This window comes from Streptomyces coelicoflavus (genome assembly GCF_003112555.1).
GTDB lineage: Bacteria > Actinomycetota > Actinomycetes > Streptomycetales > Streptomycetaceae > Streptomyces > Streptomyces coelicoflavus.
In genome coordinates this window covers 105,810-119,970 of sequence record NZ_BEWB01000007.1, presented here as the reverse complement: position 1 = coordinate 119,970, position 14,161 = coordinate 105,810, and the positions used below count along the sequence as shown (strand labels likewise).

The 14,161-nt window shown below is 73.7% G+C and carries 11 protein-coding genes; 7 read left to right on the top strand and 4 right to left on the bottom strand.

What is annotated here, in order from left to right:
* Positions 1 to 132: 132 nt before the first annotated feature.
* The 4 genes from Sco07f_RS18110 to Sco07f_RS18095 all read right to left on the bottom strand — a co-directional run bounded on the left by Sco07f_RS18110 (position 133) and on the right by Sco07f_RS18095 (position 4,940).
* Entirely contained in the window at positions 133 to 312 is a 180-nt protein-coding gene (locus Sco07f_RS18110; protein ID WP_007389406.1) for a hypothetical protein, read from the bottom strand.
* A gap of 119 nt (positions 313 to 431) precedes the next feature.
* A complete protein-coding gene (locus Sco07f_RS18105; protein WP_108988425.1) occupies positions 432 to 851 on the bottom strand; it encodes a CBS domain-containing protein in 420 nt (139 codons plus the stop codon).
* A 118-nt stretch (positions 852 to 969) separates the two neighbouring features.
* A complete protein-coding gene (locus Sco07f_RS18100; RefSeq protein WP_108988424.1) occupies positions 970 to 3,456 on the bottom strand; it encodes a SpoIIE family protein phosphatase in 2,487 nt (828 codons plus the stop codon).
* Between the two features lie 191 nt (positions 3,457 to 3,647).
* Entirely contained in the window at positions 3,648 to 4,940 is a 1,293-nt protein-coding gene (locus Sco07f_RS18095) for a S1 family peptidase (protein WP_108988423.1), read from the bottom strand.
* A gap of 606 nt (positions 4,941 to 5,546) precedes the next feature.
* Here Sco07f_RS18095 and Sco07f_RS18090 point away from each other — a divergent pair.
* The 7 genes from Sco07f_RS18090 (at position 5,547) to Sco07f_RS18060 (ending at position 14,154) form a co-directional block, all read left to right on the top strand.
* Positions 5,547 to 5,762, top strand: coding sequence for a hypothetical protein (locus Sco07f_RS18090; RefSeq protein WP_007389398.1), 216 nt, complete (start codon positions 5,547 to 5,549; stop codon positions 5,760 to 5,762).
* A 170-nt stretch (positions 5,763 to 5,932) separates the two neighbouring features.
* On the top strand, positions 5,933 to 6,739 hold the full coding sequence (locus Sco07f_RS18085; RefSeq protein WP_164141583.1) for an HlyD family efflux transporter periplasmic adaptor subunit: 807 nt from the start codon (positions 5,933 to 5,935) through the stop codon (positions 6,737 to 6,739).
* A complete protein-coding gene (locus Sco07f_RS18080) occupies positions 6,736 to 8,955 on the top strand; it encodes an NHLP family bacteriocin export ABC transporter peptidase/permease/ATPase subunit (RefSeq protein ID WP_108988422.1) in 2,220 nt (739 codons plus the stop codon). Before Sco07f_RS18085 ends, Sco07f_RS18080 begins: the two co-directional genes overlap by 4 nt.
* A gap of 1 nt (position 8,956) precedes the next feature.
* Positions 8,957 to 11,779: an NHLP bacteriocin export ABC transporter permease/ATPase subunit gene (locus tag Sco07f_RS18075; protein ID WP_108988421.1), complete on the top strand. Its 2,823-nt coding sequence runs from the start codon at positions 8,957 to 8,959 to the stop codon at positions 11,777 to 11,779.
* Positions 11,780 to 11,809: 30 nt separating this feature from the next.
* The gene (locus Sco07f_RS18070) at positions 11,810 to 12,820 is read left to right on the top strand and encodes a Ppx/GppA family phosphatase (protein WP_108988420.1); all 1,011 of its coding nucleotides are present in this window, start codon (positions 11,810 to 11,812) and stop codon (positions 12,818 to 12,820) included.
* 68 nt (positions 12,821 to 12,888) lie between these two features.
* Positions 12,889 to 13,068 (top strand): hypothetical protein, encoded by a 180-nt coding sequence (locus Sco07f_RS18065; protein ID WP_007389393.1) that lies wholly within the window; start codon positions 12,889 to 12,891, stop codon positions 13,066 to 13,068.
* Between the two features lie 54 nt (positions 13,069 to 13,122).
* Positions 13,123 to 14,154, top strand: coding sequence for an iron-containing redox enzyme family protein (locus tag Sco07f_RS18060; RefSeq protein WP_007389392.1), 1,032 nt, complete (start codon positions 13,123 to 13,125; stop codon positions 14,152 to 14,154).
* The last annotated feature ends 7 nt before the right edge of the window (positions 14,155 to 14,161 follow it).

Genomic DNA, 14,161 nt, shown 5'->3' with positions numbered 1-14,161 from the left:
GTGCGGTGCGGTGGTGCGGAGTGCCTGCGACGCTACCGGTCGGTGCTTCGCCGCCCGTCACCGGCCCGGAACGCGCACCGCGCCGGCACCAAGGCCGGCGCGCTGGGCGGTGTCACCACCCTCGGGGCTCGCTCAGTCCTCGCCCCGGACGATGTTCGACTCCTGGCCCGGTTGCGGTGCGCGGGTGGCGCTGCCGTCCTCTACGGCCGGCACGCAGGTGCGCATCACGCCCCTGCTCCGCAGCCGGCGGGCCTTCGACCACCCGGTCTCCAGCCGACGGACAGCGGGTTTGCCGCTGGTCTCCGTGGTCACGAGGCATCATCTTCCTTCTGGTCCTGCTCGTCCTTCTGGTTCCGCGCCTGACGCGCTCGCCCTGCCGGGTCCCCGGCCGGGACGCCGTGAAACCCGGGCCCGCACGGGTCCCGCGGCGCCTACGGGTTCGGCCGGGCCACGCTGATGTCGCCCAGTGCCGACTCAGGATCGCGCTCCATGGCCAGGTCGCCGAGGGAGACGATGCCGACCGGGTGGCCGTCGTCGACGACCGGGACCCGGCGCACCGCGTGCTCGCGCATCAGCTCGACGACGTGGCCCAGCTCCTCGTCCGACCGTACGGTCACCATGGCGTCGCTGCACGCCCCGGCCACGGTGGTCTGCTCCGGGTCACCGCCCTCGGCGAGCGACCGGACCACCAGGTCACGGTCGGTGACCAGGCCGCGCAGCCGGTCGCCTTCCGTGACCAGGACGGCGCCGAGGTCACGGTCCCGCATGATGCGGGCCACCTCCGTGACGGAGGTCAGCGGCTCGACGGTCACCGGGTCGCCGGTCATGATGTCGCGGACGTACTGGGTCATGGGGTACTCCTCGGTTCTCCCGGACCGCTCACTCGCGGTGCGACCGTGCGGGTACCCGGCGTCACGCCGCCCGCACCCCGGCGACCGCGGTGACGGCCGGACCCGGCGCGGGACCTGGTCAGGCGCCGCCCACCGGGATCTCGCTCCACACCTGCTTGCCCCCGCTGACCGGCAGCGTCCCCCAGGTCGCCGACATCGCCTCGACCAGGAGGATGCCGCGTCCGCCGGTGGCCTCCCAGCCGATGCTGGTCGGTTTGACGGGCGTACGCGGCGAGGCGTCGGCGACCGCGACGCGCAGCCTGCCGCTGATCAGGGTGAGGTCGAGCCGCACCTTGCCGTCGGTGTGCACCAGGGCGTTGGTGACCAGCTCGGAGACGATCAGCAGGACGCCGTCGACGACGTCGTCCGGCACGCCCCAGGAGCGCAGGGTGCGCCGGGTGAAGCGGCGGGCGTGCCGCACGGCCTCGGGCAGCCGCCACACCGACCAGCTCTCCCGCAGCGGGCGCAGGGCCATGCCGTCGTAGCGCACCAGCAGCAGGGCGACGTCGTCGTTGCGGCGGGCGTTGCCGAGCAGGGCGTCGGCGACGAGCCCGAGGTGGCCCGGGGCGGAGACGGCCAGCGCGTGCGCGAACCGGTCCATCCCCTCGTCGATGTCGGACTCCGGCGTCTCCACGAGGCCGTCCGTGGTGAGGGCGATCAGCGTGCCGGGGCGCAGCCGCAGCGGGCTCATCGGGAAGTCGGCCTGCGTCACCACGCCGAGCGGCGGGCCGCCCTCCACCTCCGCGATCTCGGTGCTGCCGTCGGGGTGGCGCAGCACCGGCGGCAGGTGCCCCGCCCGCACGCACCAGGCGGAGCCCTCCTCCATGTCGAGGTCGACGTAGACGCAGGTGGCGAAGAGGTCGGTCTCCATGCCGGTGAGCAGCCGGTTGGCGTGGGAGACCACCACGTCCGGCGGATGTCCCTCGACGGCGTAGGCGCGCAGGGCGGTGCGCATCTGGCCCATGAGGGTGGCCGCGCCGGCGCTGTGTCCCTGGACGTCGCCGATGACGAGGGCGACGTGGTGGTCGGGCAGCGGGATCACGTCGTACCAGTCGCCGCCCAGCTCGAGTCCGGCCGTGCTGGGCAGGTAGCGGGCGACGGCGACCGCGCCGGGCAGTTTGGGCAGCCGGCGCGGCAGCAGCTGGCGCTGGAGCATGCCGACCAGTTCGTGCTCGGCGTCGAAGGCGTGGGCGCGCATCAGGGCCTGCCCGGCCAGGCCGGCGGAGGCGGTGAGCAGGGCGCGTTCGTCGGGGCCGAAGTCGTGCGGAGCGTCCCAGCCGATCAGGCAGGCACCGGCCACGCGTCCGCCGGCGGGCAGCGGCAGTACGGCGAGGCCGCCGGGGCCGACGTCGGCGAGGGCCGGCTCCAGGTCGCCGGTGCCGGCGGGCCAGATCCTGGCGCGTCCCTCGCGCAGCGCGGCGGCGAGGGTGGGCATGGCCCGTACCGGTGCGTCCGGCCACTCGGTGCGCCATTCCAGGCGCCACAGCTCGGGCCAGGACTCGGGGTCGGGCGGGTCGAGGACGGTGACGACGAGCCGGTCGTTCTCCAGCTCGGCCAGCGCGATCCGGTCGGCCCTGAGCGGTCTGCGCAGGGCGGCGACGACGGCCTGGCTGACGTCCCGGACGGTCCCGGCGGTGGCGAGCGCGGCGGCGAGCCGCTGGACTCGGGCGACGTCGGTCACGTCCGGGCGCAGGGTGGAGGCGTCGGCGACGGTCCCCACCAGGCGGGCGGGCCGGCCGTCGCCACCGGGCAGCAGGCGTCCGCTGAGCCGCAGCCACTTCGGCGGGCCGGTGGGCTGGAGCACCCGGAACTCCAGCTCGCGCTCGCCGATCGTCATGTGGTCGGACTCGGTCACCGACATCAGCGACGGCAGGTCCTCCGGCACGGTGAGGCCGAGCAGTGTCTCGACCTTGCCGTCGAATTCCCCGGGCGCGAGGCCGAACAGGCGCAGGATGCCGTCGCCGACCTCCGCGCGGCCGGTGTCCATGGCCAGGGTGAACGCGTCCGGCTGGAGGGCACCGGACTCCGGGGTGCCGACGGCCTCGGCCGGGGCGGGGCAGGTCACGGCCTCGGCGATCAGTCCGAGGCACTCGCGGTCGTCCGCGTCGAATCCGCCCGGGCGCTCGGTCAGGACGAGCAGGCAGCCGCCGCCGTCCCCGCGCACCGGCAGGACGGCCAGCGAGAAGCCGCTGGACGGCACGTGCCGGGACTCCGCCGATCCGGCGAACTCCTCCGGTCCGATCCACACCGTCCCGCCCGCGCGGTGGGCGTCGGCGACCGGGGAGCCGCCCTCCGCGGGATAGCTGTCGCGGACGCCGTACAGGGTGCGCGGCACACCGGCCGACGCGACCAGGCAGAGCAGGTCGCGGTCGTCGCCGGGCGTGTAGAGCGCGGCCAGGGAGGCGCCCGCGAAGACCAGCGTCTGCTCGAGGATGCCGCGCAGCCGCTCCTCCGGCCCCTGGGCTGCCGCGATCGCCTTCAGGGCACCCTCGGCACGCAGCGCCCTCGGTCCGCGTTCCGCAGTGCCCTCTTCGACCACGTCGCCATTACAGCGCTTATGGGACATGTGCGCAGCCCCTACGGATCGGCTACCGGCGTTCCGGGGCACATCGGGGGCTCACCACAGGCGCTTCGCGCCGCCGGACGGGTGCGGGCGGAGCCCTGCCGGCGGGCACGGGGCGGACGCGCGTCGCCGTGGCACGGTGTGGACCGCCGCCCCTCCCGTCGAGGGCCGGGGCGGCGGTCCGGGGACGTCCGTCAGCCCGTCGGCCCCGCGCCGTCGTCGCCGCCGACGCCCGCGCCCTCACCCGCGTCCCCGGCACCGGCACCGGCGTCACCCGCGTCTCCGGCACCCGCGCCCGCACCGTCGCCCGCGTCACCGCCCCCGGCGCCCGCACCGCCCGCGCCCCCGGCACCGGCACCGGCACCGGTGTCCCCGAGGGTGGCGCCGACCGCCTCCAGGGCGGTGGTGACCGGCTGGAAGAAGGTCTCGCCGCCGACCGTGCAGTCGCCGCTGCCGCCGGAGGTCAGGCCGATCGCGAGGCCGTCCCGCGTGAACAGGGACCCGCCGCTGTCGCCCGGCTCGGCGCAGACGTCGGTCTGTATGAGGCCGGTGACGGTGCCCTCGGGGTAGTTGACGGTGGCGTCCAGGCCGAGGACCTGACCGTCGGCCAGTCCGGTCGTGCTGCCCATCCGGAAGACCTCCTGGCCGACCGCGGCCTCGGCGGCCCGGCTGATCGGCAGGGTCTGGTCGCCGAGGTTCACCTCGCTCGGGGCCTCGGTGGCCGGGTCGTCGTACTTCACGAGTGCGAAGTCACCCTCGCCGGGGAAGACGGCCTGGTCGACGGTGGCGATCGGCTGCCCGCCCTGTGCGTCGGACCACTGGTCGGCCGCGACGCCGCAGTGACCGGCCGTCAGGAAGGCGGGCGAGCCGTCGCCCGCGGTGACGTTGAAGCCGAGCGAGCAGCGCGCTCCGCCGCCGAAGATCGCGTCGCCGCCCGAGGCGAAGGTCTTGAAGGTGCCTGCGGACTTCCGCACCGTCGCCATGCCGGAGCCGAGGCTCTGCACGGTGGACTCCAGGCGGTCCCACCGGTCGCCGGTGACGGTGCTGTCGGCAGTCACCAGGATCTTGTTGGTGCGCGGGTCGATCGCCCACGACGTGCCGGGGATGCTCGCCTCGGACTTCAGGGTCCGGGCTCCGCTGCGCAGTTCACCCATGCTGTTGTCGACCTCGCGGACCTCCGCGCCCGCCTGCTTCGCCCGCGCGACGACCTGGTCGTCCTCGCCGGGGACGACGTTGACGACGAGCCGCTGCGCGCCGGAGTCGTAGTAGGAGCCTGCGAAGGTGTCGCCGAGCAGGCCGGCGAGCCGTGTGGCGAGATCCGAGGCGTCCGCCGACTTGAGGGTCCTGGGCGCCGCGGCGGCCTCGTCCGAGGAGCCGCCGTCCTGCGAGGCGTTGGCGTTCGGCAGCAGGATCGCGGCCGCGCCGAGCGCGACCACACCGCCCGCCGCCATCGCGGCCCTGCGCTTCGGGATTCGCTTGTGACTCAATCTGCTCGACCTCCTGGGACCGGGGTTGGTGCCCGCCGGTCCGGCAGCTGTTGGGGGCGCCTGGACGGCTGTTGGTACGCACGGGCCGGGCGGGGTGTTCAGACGGGCCGCCCGGTCGCACCCCGGCGCAGACCGTTTCACGCCACCCCTCGGCACCCTCCGCGTTCACCCGGCGACGCAGCGTTCCGGCCGCCGAGCGGAATGAGCGCTTCAGCGAATCTGCACACCGAATGCCCAACCCGGTCACCCCGGTCGGCGCATCTGCACAAGCCCGCGGCGGCCCCTACGCCTTTGGGGCCGGAGTGTCCCAATCGCCTCCGCGCGGGCAAGGGATCGCACGGGCCGATCTCGCCCACCGTGTGAAGAAGTCGCCGCGAAGGCGTGCGCGCTCCTGCACGCTTGGGTGCCTGGGCGTCGCAAGTGCGCTGGTGGGAGGGGTGATTGATTGGAAGCCCGGACCGGCCCCGTGCTTTGATCCATCGCACCGCGGGGGCCGCGGAGGGCTCTGGAAACGGGCGCCCGGTGCCCGCGGTCGCGGCCGTCATCTGTCCCCAGAGGGGGCCGCTCCCCCCTTGTGAAAATGGCTATACGAAGGGAAGTTCCCACATGAACTCCACCCCCCAGGTTGAGACCGTCGAGATCTCCGACGCCGACCTCGACAACGTCTCCGGCGGCCTGAACGTGAACGCCGTCGGCACCGTCACCGGCCTGGTGGACGGCATCGCCCCGGTCTCCGGCCTGGTCAACACGGTCGTCGGCACGGTCGAGGGTGCCACCGGCCTCAACACCGCCCCGGTCACGGGCCTGGTCGCCGGTCTCTGATCGCGTCCTTGCGTCGCTGAGTCCCGGAGCCGTCCAGGCTCCGGGACTTTTCGGCCGTTCACGATCCCCGGCCGTTCGCGGTCCCCGGCCCTTCACGGTCCCCGGCCGGTCTCGCTCTCCGGCCGTTCCCCGTCTGCGGCCGCTCTCATCAAGCCCTGGATACGTCAGCCGTGCAGTTCCGCCAACAGGCCCTCTCCAAACTCCAGTCACCGGAAGAGCTCGATCTCCCGGTGCGTTTCGCCCGTCCCCAGGGCTGGCTGGTGCTGTCCGTGACCGTCGTCGCGATGGCCGCCGCGTCCGTGTGGGCGGTGGGCGGCTCGGTGACCTCCACCGTCTCCGCGCCCGCCGTCCTCACCCACGGGCAGGGCAGTTACCTCCTGCAGAGTCCCGTCTCCGGGCAGGTCACCGCGGTCCTCGCCCGCCCGGGTCAGCGGCTGGGGGCCGACGCCCCCGTGCTCAAGGTCCGTACCGCCGAGGGCGAGACCGTGGTCCGCACCGTCGACGCCGGCCGGGTCAGCGCGCTGGCGGCCACCGTCGGGCAGATCATCAGTACCGGCGCGAACGTCGCCTCGGTGGAGAAGGTCGCCCACGCCGACGACCCCCTCTACGCCACCGTGTACGTCCCCGCCGAGAACGCCGCCGCCATCCCCGCGCACGCCTCCGTCGACCTGACCGTGCAGTCGGTGCCGTCCCAGCAGTACGGCGTGCTGCACGGCGAGGTGAAGTCCGTGGACCGCTCGGCCCAGTCGGCGCAGACGATCGGCGCGTTCCTCGGGGACAGCGCGCTCGGCGAGCAGTTCACCGAGGACGGCAGGCCGGTGGCCGTGACGGTGCGGCTGGAGACCTCCACATCCACGAAGAGCGGCTACGAGTGGTCCTCGGCCGACGGACCGCCGTTCGAACTGACCTCCATGACCCTGGCCTCGGGCTCGATCCGGCTGGCCGACCAGCGTCCCGTCGATTGGCTGCTGCCGTGAGCACCGCACAGGAGACCCGGGGCAGGCGCCGCGCCGCCCCGCCGAGGCGCAGCGTGCCGAAGAGCCGCGCGAAGACCGTCCGCACGCCCACGGTGCTCCAGATGGAGGCCGTGGAGTGCGGTGCCGCCTCCCTCGCCATGGTGCTGGGGCACTACGGCCGCCACGTCCCGCTGGAGGAGCTGCGGATCGCCTGCGGCGTCTCCCGCGACGGCTCCCGGGCGAGCAACTTGCTGAAGGCCGCCCGGAGCTACGGGTTCACCGCCAAGGGCATGCAGATGGACCTGGCCGCCCTCGCCGAGGTGACGGCACCGGCCATCCTCTTCTGGGAGTTCAACCACTACGTCGTCTACGACGGCATGGGCCGCCGGTTCGGGCGGCGCGGGGTGTTCATCAACGACCCGGGCAAGGGCCGCCGTTTCGTGTCCCTGGAGGACTTCGACGGCTCCTTCACCGGTGTGGTGCTGACCATGGAGCCCGGGGACGGCTTCACCCGCGGCGGCCGCAAGCCCGGTGTGCTCGGCGCGATGCCCGCCCGGCTGCGCGGGACCGCGGGCACGCTGCCCGCCGCCGTGCTGGCGAGCCTCCTCCTGGTGGGGGTCGGCGCGGCGGTGCCCGCGCTCAGCCGCACCTACATCGACATGTTCCTGATCGGGGGGCAGACCTCGCTGCTCGGCGTGCTGTTCGCGTCGATGGGGGCCTGTGTGCTGCTCACGGTGGTGCTGACCTGGCTGCAACAGGCCAATCTGCTGCACGGCCGCATCATCTCCTCCACCCTCTCCAGTGCCCGTTTCCTGCGGCACCTGCTGCGCCTGCCGGTGACCTTCTTCTCCCAGCGCAGCCCCGCCGACCTGGTGCAGCGCCTCCAGTCGAACGACGCGGTCGCCGAGACGCTGGCCCGCGACCTCGCCGCCGCCGGCGTGGACGCGATCGTGGTCGTCCTGTACGCCGTGCTGCTGTACACCTACGATCCGCAGCTCACCTTCGTCGGCGTCGGTGTGGCACTGCTCAACATCCTCGCGATGCGGGTCGTCATCCGGCTGCGCGCGACCCGTACGGCGAAGCTGCGGGCGGACACCGCGCGGCTGACCAACACCGCGTACACCGGCCTCCAGCTGATCGAGACGATGAAGGCGACCGGCGGCGAGGACGGCTACTTCCGCAAGTGGGCCGGCCAGCACGCCACCACACTGGAGGAGCAGCAGCGGCTCGGGGTGCCCAGTGCCTGGCTCGGCGTGGTCGCGCCGACGCTCGCGACGCTGAACAGCGGGCTGATCCTGTGGATCGGCGGCATGCGCGCGGTCGAGGGGCACATCTCGGTCGGGCTGCTGGTCGCCTTCCAGGCGCTGGTGGTCCGCTTCACCGCCCCGCTGACCCGGCTGAACGGTGTCGCGGGCCGCATCCAGGACTTCGCGGCCGACGTGGCCCGGCTGAAGGACGTGGAGAACTTCCGGGCTGACCCCCTCTACGACCGTCCCGCCGGCGACTCCACGCGCAGGCTGCACGGTCACGTCGAGTTGCAGAACGTCTCCTTCGGCTACAACCCGCTCGACAAGCCGTTGCTGTCCGGTTTCGACCTGACCGTCGGGCCGGGGCAGCAGGTGGCGCTGGTGGGCGGTTCGGGCAGCGGCAAGTCGACGGTGTCGCGGCTGATCTCGGGCCTGTACGCGCCCTGGGACGGGGTGATCCGCGTCGACGGGCAGCGGCTCGACGACATCCCGCGCGGGGCGCTGGCGTCCTCGGTCTCCTTCGTCGACCAGGACGTGTTCCTGTTCGAGGGGTCGGTGCGCGACAACGTGGCGCTGTGGGACCCGTCGGTCCCGGACGACGCCGTGGTGGACGCGCTGAAGGACGCCGCGCTGTACGACGTGGTGATGCGCAGGCCGGGCGGCATCCACAGCCCGGTCGAGCAGGACGGCCGCAACTTCTCCGGCGGGCAGCGCCAGCGCCTGGAGATCGCGCGGGCGCTGGTGCGCCGGCCGAGCATCCTGGTCCTGGACGAGGTGACCAGCGCGCTGGACGCGGAGACCGAGCTGGTGGTCATGGACAACCTGCGCCGGCGCGGCTGCGCCTGCGTGGTGATCGCGCACCGGCTCAGCACCGTGCGGGACAGCGACGAGATCGTCGTCCTGGAGCACGGCACGGTCGTGGAGCGCGGGCGGCACGCGGAGCTGGTGGCACACGGCGGCGCGTACGCGGCGCTGGTCAGGGAGCGGTGAGATGACGACCGTGCAGGAAGGACAGGGCGACCTCGTCCTCGGGGCGCTCGGCGCACTGGGCACCCGTGTCGACTGCGCCGGGTTCAACCGGCTCGACCTGGAGGGGCCGCAGGTGCTGTGGCTCGTGGTGTCCGGCGCGGTGGACCTGTTCGCGGTGGACGCGGCGGAGCAGGGCCACTGGCACCACCTGGGGCGCCTGGAGGCGGGCTCGGTGCTGCTCGGGCCGGTCACCGGGCCGCAGCACGCGCTGGTGGCGCGTCCGTTGCGGGACTGCGTCGTGCACCGCATCGGGCTGCGCGAGCTGTACCAGCCGGCGCACACCCAGACGTGGTCGTACGACGCGTACGGCAACCCGCAGTACGTGCCGCCGACGACGAGCCCCCTGGAGTACGCCCTCGCCCTCGGCGTGGGCCGGGGTCTGACCGTCCTCTTCCAGGCGCCGATGGCCGGCGAGCGGGCCGACGCCCCCACCGACGACGACGTGTTCTGGATGCAGGTGCCGCCGGGCAGCGTGCAGTACGGGGCGGTGTACGGCGAGGAGGCGGCCGCCGACCTGCTGATGGACCCGGCGCTGTGGCAGTCCATGGTCGACCAGCAGTACCGGCTGCTCACCACCCTGGACCGCTGGATCGAGCAGCTGGAGCGCACCCACGAAACCCGCACCGCGGCCGGCATCAAGGCCGGTGAGGCGGTGCGCGCGCAGGCCGACCGGACGCTGCTGGCCTCCATCGGCAAGCGGTCGGCGCAGCGCACGACGGCCGCGGACGCCGACGCCACCCACGCGGCCTGCGCGCTGGTCGCCCGCGCCGCCGGGATCCCGCTGGCCGAGCCGGCCCGCAGCGGCACGGAGAGCGACCGGCTCGATCCCGTCGAGCGCATCGCGCTCGCCTCACGCGTCCGCACCAGGTCCGTACGGCTGGAGGACCGCTGGTGGCGCGACGACGTCGGGCCGCTGGTCGGGCACCGCACCCTGTCGGGGGCGCCGGTGGCGCTGCTGTGGCGGCGCGGCGGTTATGTGGCCGTGCATCCGGCGACCGGACGCGAGACGCCGGTGGAGAAGGCGAACGCCGGGGAGTTCGAGCCGCGCGCGGTGATGTTCTACCGTCCGCTGCCGGAGCGCCGGCTCAGTCCGCTGCGGCTGCTGCGGTTCTGCCTGACGGGCACGCGCCGGGACCTGACCGGTCTGCTGCTCGCCGGTCTGGTGACGGTCGGACTCGGCGCGTTGGTGCCGGTCGCGACGGGCAAGGTGCTCGGCGAGTTCGTGCCGAAGGCGCAGACCGGGCTGATCGTGCAGGTGTGCCTCGCGGTGATGCTGAGCAGCGTCGTCGCGGCGGCCTTCATGCTGTTGCAGAACCTGACCATCCTGCGTCTGGAGGGCCGGATCGAGGCGACGCTCCAGCCCGCGGTGTGGGACCGGCTGCTGCGGCTGCCGACCAAGTTCTTCACCGGGCGTTCCACCGGTGAGCTGGCGAGCGCGGCCATGGGCATCAGCGCGATCCGCAGACTCCTCGCGGGGGTCGGTCCGACGGTGGCCCAGTCGGTGACCGTCGGGGCGGTGAACCTGGTTCTGCTGCTGTGGTTCAGCGTGCCGATGGCGCTCGCGGCGATCGGCATGCTGGTGGTCGTCGCCGGGGTGTTCCTGGCGCTCGGGCTGTGGCAGGTGCGCTGGCAGCGGCGGCTGGTCAAGCTCACCAACAAGCTGAACAACCAGGCGTTCCAGACCCTGCGCGGGCTGCCCAAGCTGCGGGTGGCGGCGGCCGAGAACTACGCCTACGCGGCGTGGGCGGAACGGTTCGCGCACAGCCGGGAGCTGCAACGGCGGGCGGGGCGGATCAAGAACCTGAACGCGGTCCTCGGCGCGGTGTACCTGCCGCTGTGCACGCTGCTGATGTTCATGCTGCTCGCCGGTCCGGCACGCGGTTCGATGTCGGCGGCGGAGTTCCTCACCTTCAACGCGTCGGCGACGATGCTGCTGACCTCGGTCACCCAGCTGACCGGCGCGTTCGTGTCGGGGGTGGCGGCGCTGCCGCTGTTCGAGGAGATCAGGCCGGTTCTGGACGCCACGCCCGAGGTGCGGACGGCGAGCACCCGGCCGGGGCCGCTGTCGGGGGCGATCGAGGCGCGCCGGCTGTCGTTCCGGTACACGGACGACGGTCCGCTGGTCCTGGACGACGTCTCCTTCGACGTGCGCCCCGGCGAGTTCGTCGCGGTCGTCGGCCCCAGCGGCTGCGGCAAGTCCACGCTGCTGAGGCTGCTGATCGGCTTCGACCGGCCGCTGTCGGGCAGTGTCCTGTACGACGGTCAGGACCTGGCCGCGCTGGACCAGTCTGCGGTGCGCAGGCAGTGCGGGGTGGTGCTTCAGCACGCGCAGCCGTTCACCGGCTCGATCCTGGACGTCATCTGCGGCACCGAGCCGTACACGCCGGAGGAGGCGATGGCGGCGGCCGGGATGGCGGGGCTCGCGGAGGACATCAAGCGGATGCCGATGGGCCTGCACACCATCGTGTCGGGCAGCGGCGCGGTCTCCGGGGGCCAGCGGCAGCGGCTGATGATCGCGCAGGCGCTGATCCGCCGGCCGCGCATCCTCTTCTTCGACGAGGCGACCAGTGCGCTGGACAACGAGACGCAGCGCACGGTGATCGAGTCCACCAAGGCCCTGAACGCCACCCGCGTGGTGATCGCGCACCGGCTGTCCACGGTGCTGGACGCCGACCGCGTGATCGTGATGGAGGACGGCAGGGTCGCCCAGCAGGGCCCGCCGGCCGAGCTGCTCGCCGACACGGGCGGCCGGCTGCACGAGCTGGTGCGGCGGCAGCTGGCCTGATCGGCGCTCGAATGGGTACCTGTTGCCCTCATGCGTACCAGCGTGGTGGATGTGGGGTCGAACACGGTCCGGCTCATGGTGGCGGACGCCGAGGGCGGCGTTCCGCTGCCGGTGCACACCGCGAAGTGGCGGCTGCGGCTGTCGGAGCAGGTCCCGCCGGGCGGAGCGGTCCCCGAGGAGGCTGTGGAGCGGCTCGTCGAGGCGGTCGCCGACGCGAGCAGGACCGCAGACCGGTGGGGGGCGTCGGGCCCGCTGGCCTTCGCGACCGCGGTGGTGCGCGCCGCGCCGAACCGGCGTGAGGTGCTGCGCACCGTCCACGCCCGCACCGGCGTCCCGCTGTGCACCCTGCCGGGCGAGGTGGAGGCGGAGCTGACGTTCCTCGGGGCCCGGCGCTGGATGGGCTGGCGGGCGGGACCGCTCGCGCTGCTGGACATAGGCGGCGGTTCGCTGGAGGTCGCGTTCGGGCGTGGCCGGCTGCCCGGCTTCGTGGCGTCCCTGCCGCTGGGGGCGGCCCGGCTGACCCACGAGTTCCTGGCCGGCGGCCGGGACCCGGCGTCGCCGGACCAGGTCAGGGCGTTGCGTCGCAGGGTCCGCCACCAGCTGCGGGACGTGGCGGCGCGGATCCGCTGGGAGGGGCCGCGGACCGCCGTGGCCACCTCGCGGACCTTCCAGCAGCTGGGCCGGCTGTGCGGTGCCCCGCCCGGCCGGCACGGGCCGTTCACGGAGCGGCGGATGCTCTGCTCGGACCTCGGGGACGCGGTCGGCCGGCTGGCCGCGCTGTCCGCCGCCGAGCGGGCCCGGCTGCCCGGCATCTCCGCACCGCGCTCCGCGCAGAGTCTGGCCGGCGCCGTCGTGGGGCACACGGCGATGAAGCTGACCGGTCTCGAGTCGGTGACGCTGTGCCCCTGGGCGATCCGGGAGGGCATCCTGCTGCGCCACATCGAGGACGGCCCGTCCTGGTGGGCGGAGACGGTCCGCCACAGCGACGAGGCCGCGACCCCGGCACCGGTGCCGCTGCGCCTGGCGTCGGCGTCGCACTGAACCGACCGGACACGCGTACCGCACGACCCGGCACGAACCGCACGACGAGAAGCGAGAAGGAGGACCTCGTGTCCAGGAACGGCGAGCACGACCACAAGCAGCCCGAGACCGCCGTCGAGGAGGTGCTGCGCGAGATCGCGGAGTCCAGGCCCCGCGACGCGGAGTCGGACGAGGGCGAGCACCGGGGCGAGGCGGGCGACGCCACGTCTCCGAACACCGGCGCCCAGAAGGACGCCGACGGCGAGTGACGCGCCGCTCCGCGCGGCCCGGGTGCCGCGGCGGTGTCCGGGTACTCGCGGCGCATGGAGTACGACCGTGAAGGACCACAGCTGCCGGCGCCCCGGGGACCGGTCTCCGAGGCCGTCGGTGCCCGGCTGCGCGGGACGGGCCCGCTGCCGGCCCCCGAGACCGTCGCCGTGGCGCCGGCGTACGGCGACGACCTGCAACTCGCCCTGTACCAGTGCTACGAGCTGCACTACCGCGGATTCGCGGGCGTCTGCCCCGACCTCGAGTGGGACCCGGACCTGCTGGGCGTCCGGGCCGCGCTGGAGCGGCGCTTCCTGGCCGCCCTGCGGGCCGACACCCCCGTCCACGCGAGCGTGGCGGACGCGGTCGGGGCGCTGCTCGTCGAACCCGTCCACGGTGAGGGTGTGAGCCACTTCCTGCGGGACGAGGGCGAGTTGTGGCAACTGCGCGAGTACGCGGCCCAGCGCTCCCTGTACCACCTCAAGGAGGCCGACCCGCACGCCTGGGTGCTGCCGCGGCTGTGGGGCCGCTCGAAGGCGGCGATGGCGGCGGTGGAGTTCGACGAGTACGGCGGCGGCCGCGCCGACCGGGTGCACGCCCGCCTGTTCGCCGGCCTGATGACCGATCTGGGCCTGGACACGACGTACGGGGCCCATCTGGACGCGGCCTCGGCCGAGTGCCTGGCCACGGTGAACATGATGTCCCTGTTCGGGCTGCACCGGTCCCTGCGCGGCGCGCTGGTGGGGCATTTCGCGGCGGTGGAGATCACCTCGTCGCCCGGTTCCCGGCGGCTCGCCGAGGCGATGCGCCGCACCGGTGCCGGACCGGCCGCCGAGCACTTCTACGACGAGCACGTCGAGGCCGACGCGGTGCACGAGCAGATCGTGCGGCACGAGGTGATCGACGGGCTGCTGGAGCAGGAACCGCAGCTGGCGGCGGACGTCGTGTTCGGCATCGACGCCACCGGGCACCTCGAGGACCGCTTCGGCGCCCGGCTGCTGGCCGACTGGAGGGCGGGGCGGTCGTCGCTGCGCACACCGCTGCCGGCCGCACCGCCCCCGCGTGCGGGAAGTGCTCATATCTCGTGACGACCGG

Excerpts from the sequence above, each read along its gene's own strand:
- Sco07f_RS18090 (WP_007389398.1), top strand. The coding sequence starts at position 5,547 with ATGAACTCCACCCCCCAGGTTGAGACCGTCGAGATCTCCGACGCCGAC.
- Sco07f_RS18105 (WP_108988425.1), bottom strand. The coding sequence starts at position 851 with ATGACCCAGTACGTCCGCGACATCATGACCGGCGACCCGGTGACCGTC.
- Sco07f_RS18070 (WP_108988420.1), top strand. The coding sequence starts at position 11,810 with ATGCGTACCAGCGTGGTGGATGTGGGGTCGAACACGGTCCGGCTCATG.
- Sco07f_RS18075 (WP_108988421.1), top strand. The coding sequence starts at position 8,957 with ATGACGACCGTGCAGGAAGGACAGGGCGACCTCGTCCTCGGGGCGCTC.
- Sco07f_RS18060 (WP_007389392.1), top strand. The coding sequence starts at position 13,123 with ATGGAGTACGACCGTGAAGGACCACAGCTGCCGGCGCCCCGGGGACCG.
- Sco07f_RS18100 (WP_108988424.1), bottom strand. The coding sequence starts at position 3,456 with ATGTCCCATAAGCGCTGTAATGGCGACGTGGTCGAAGAGGGCACTGCG.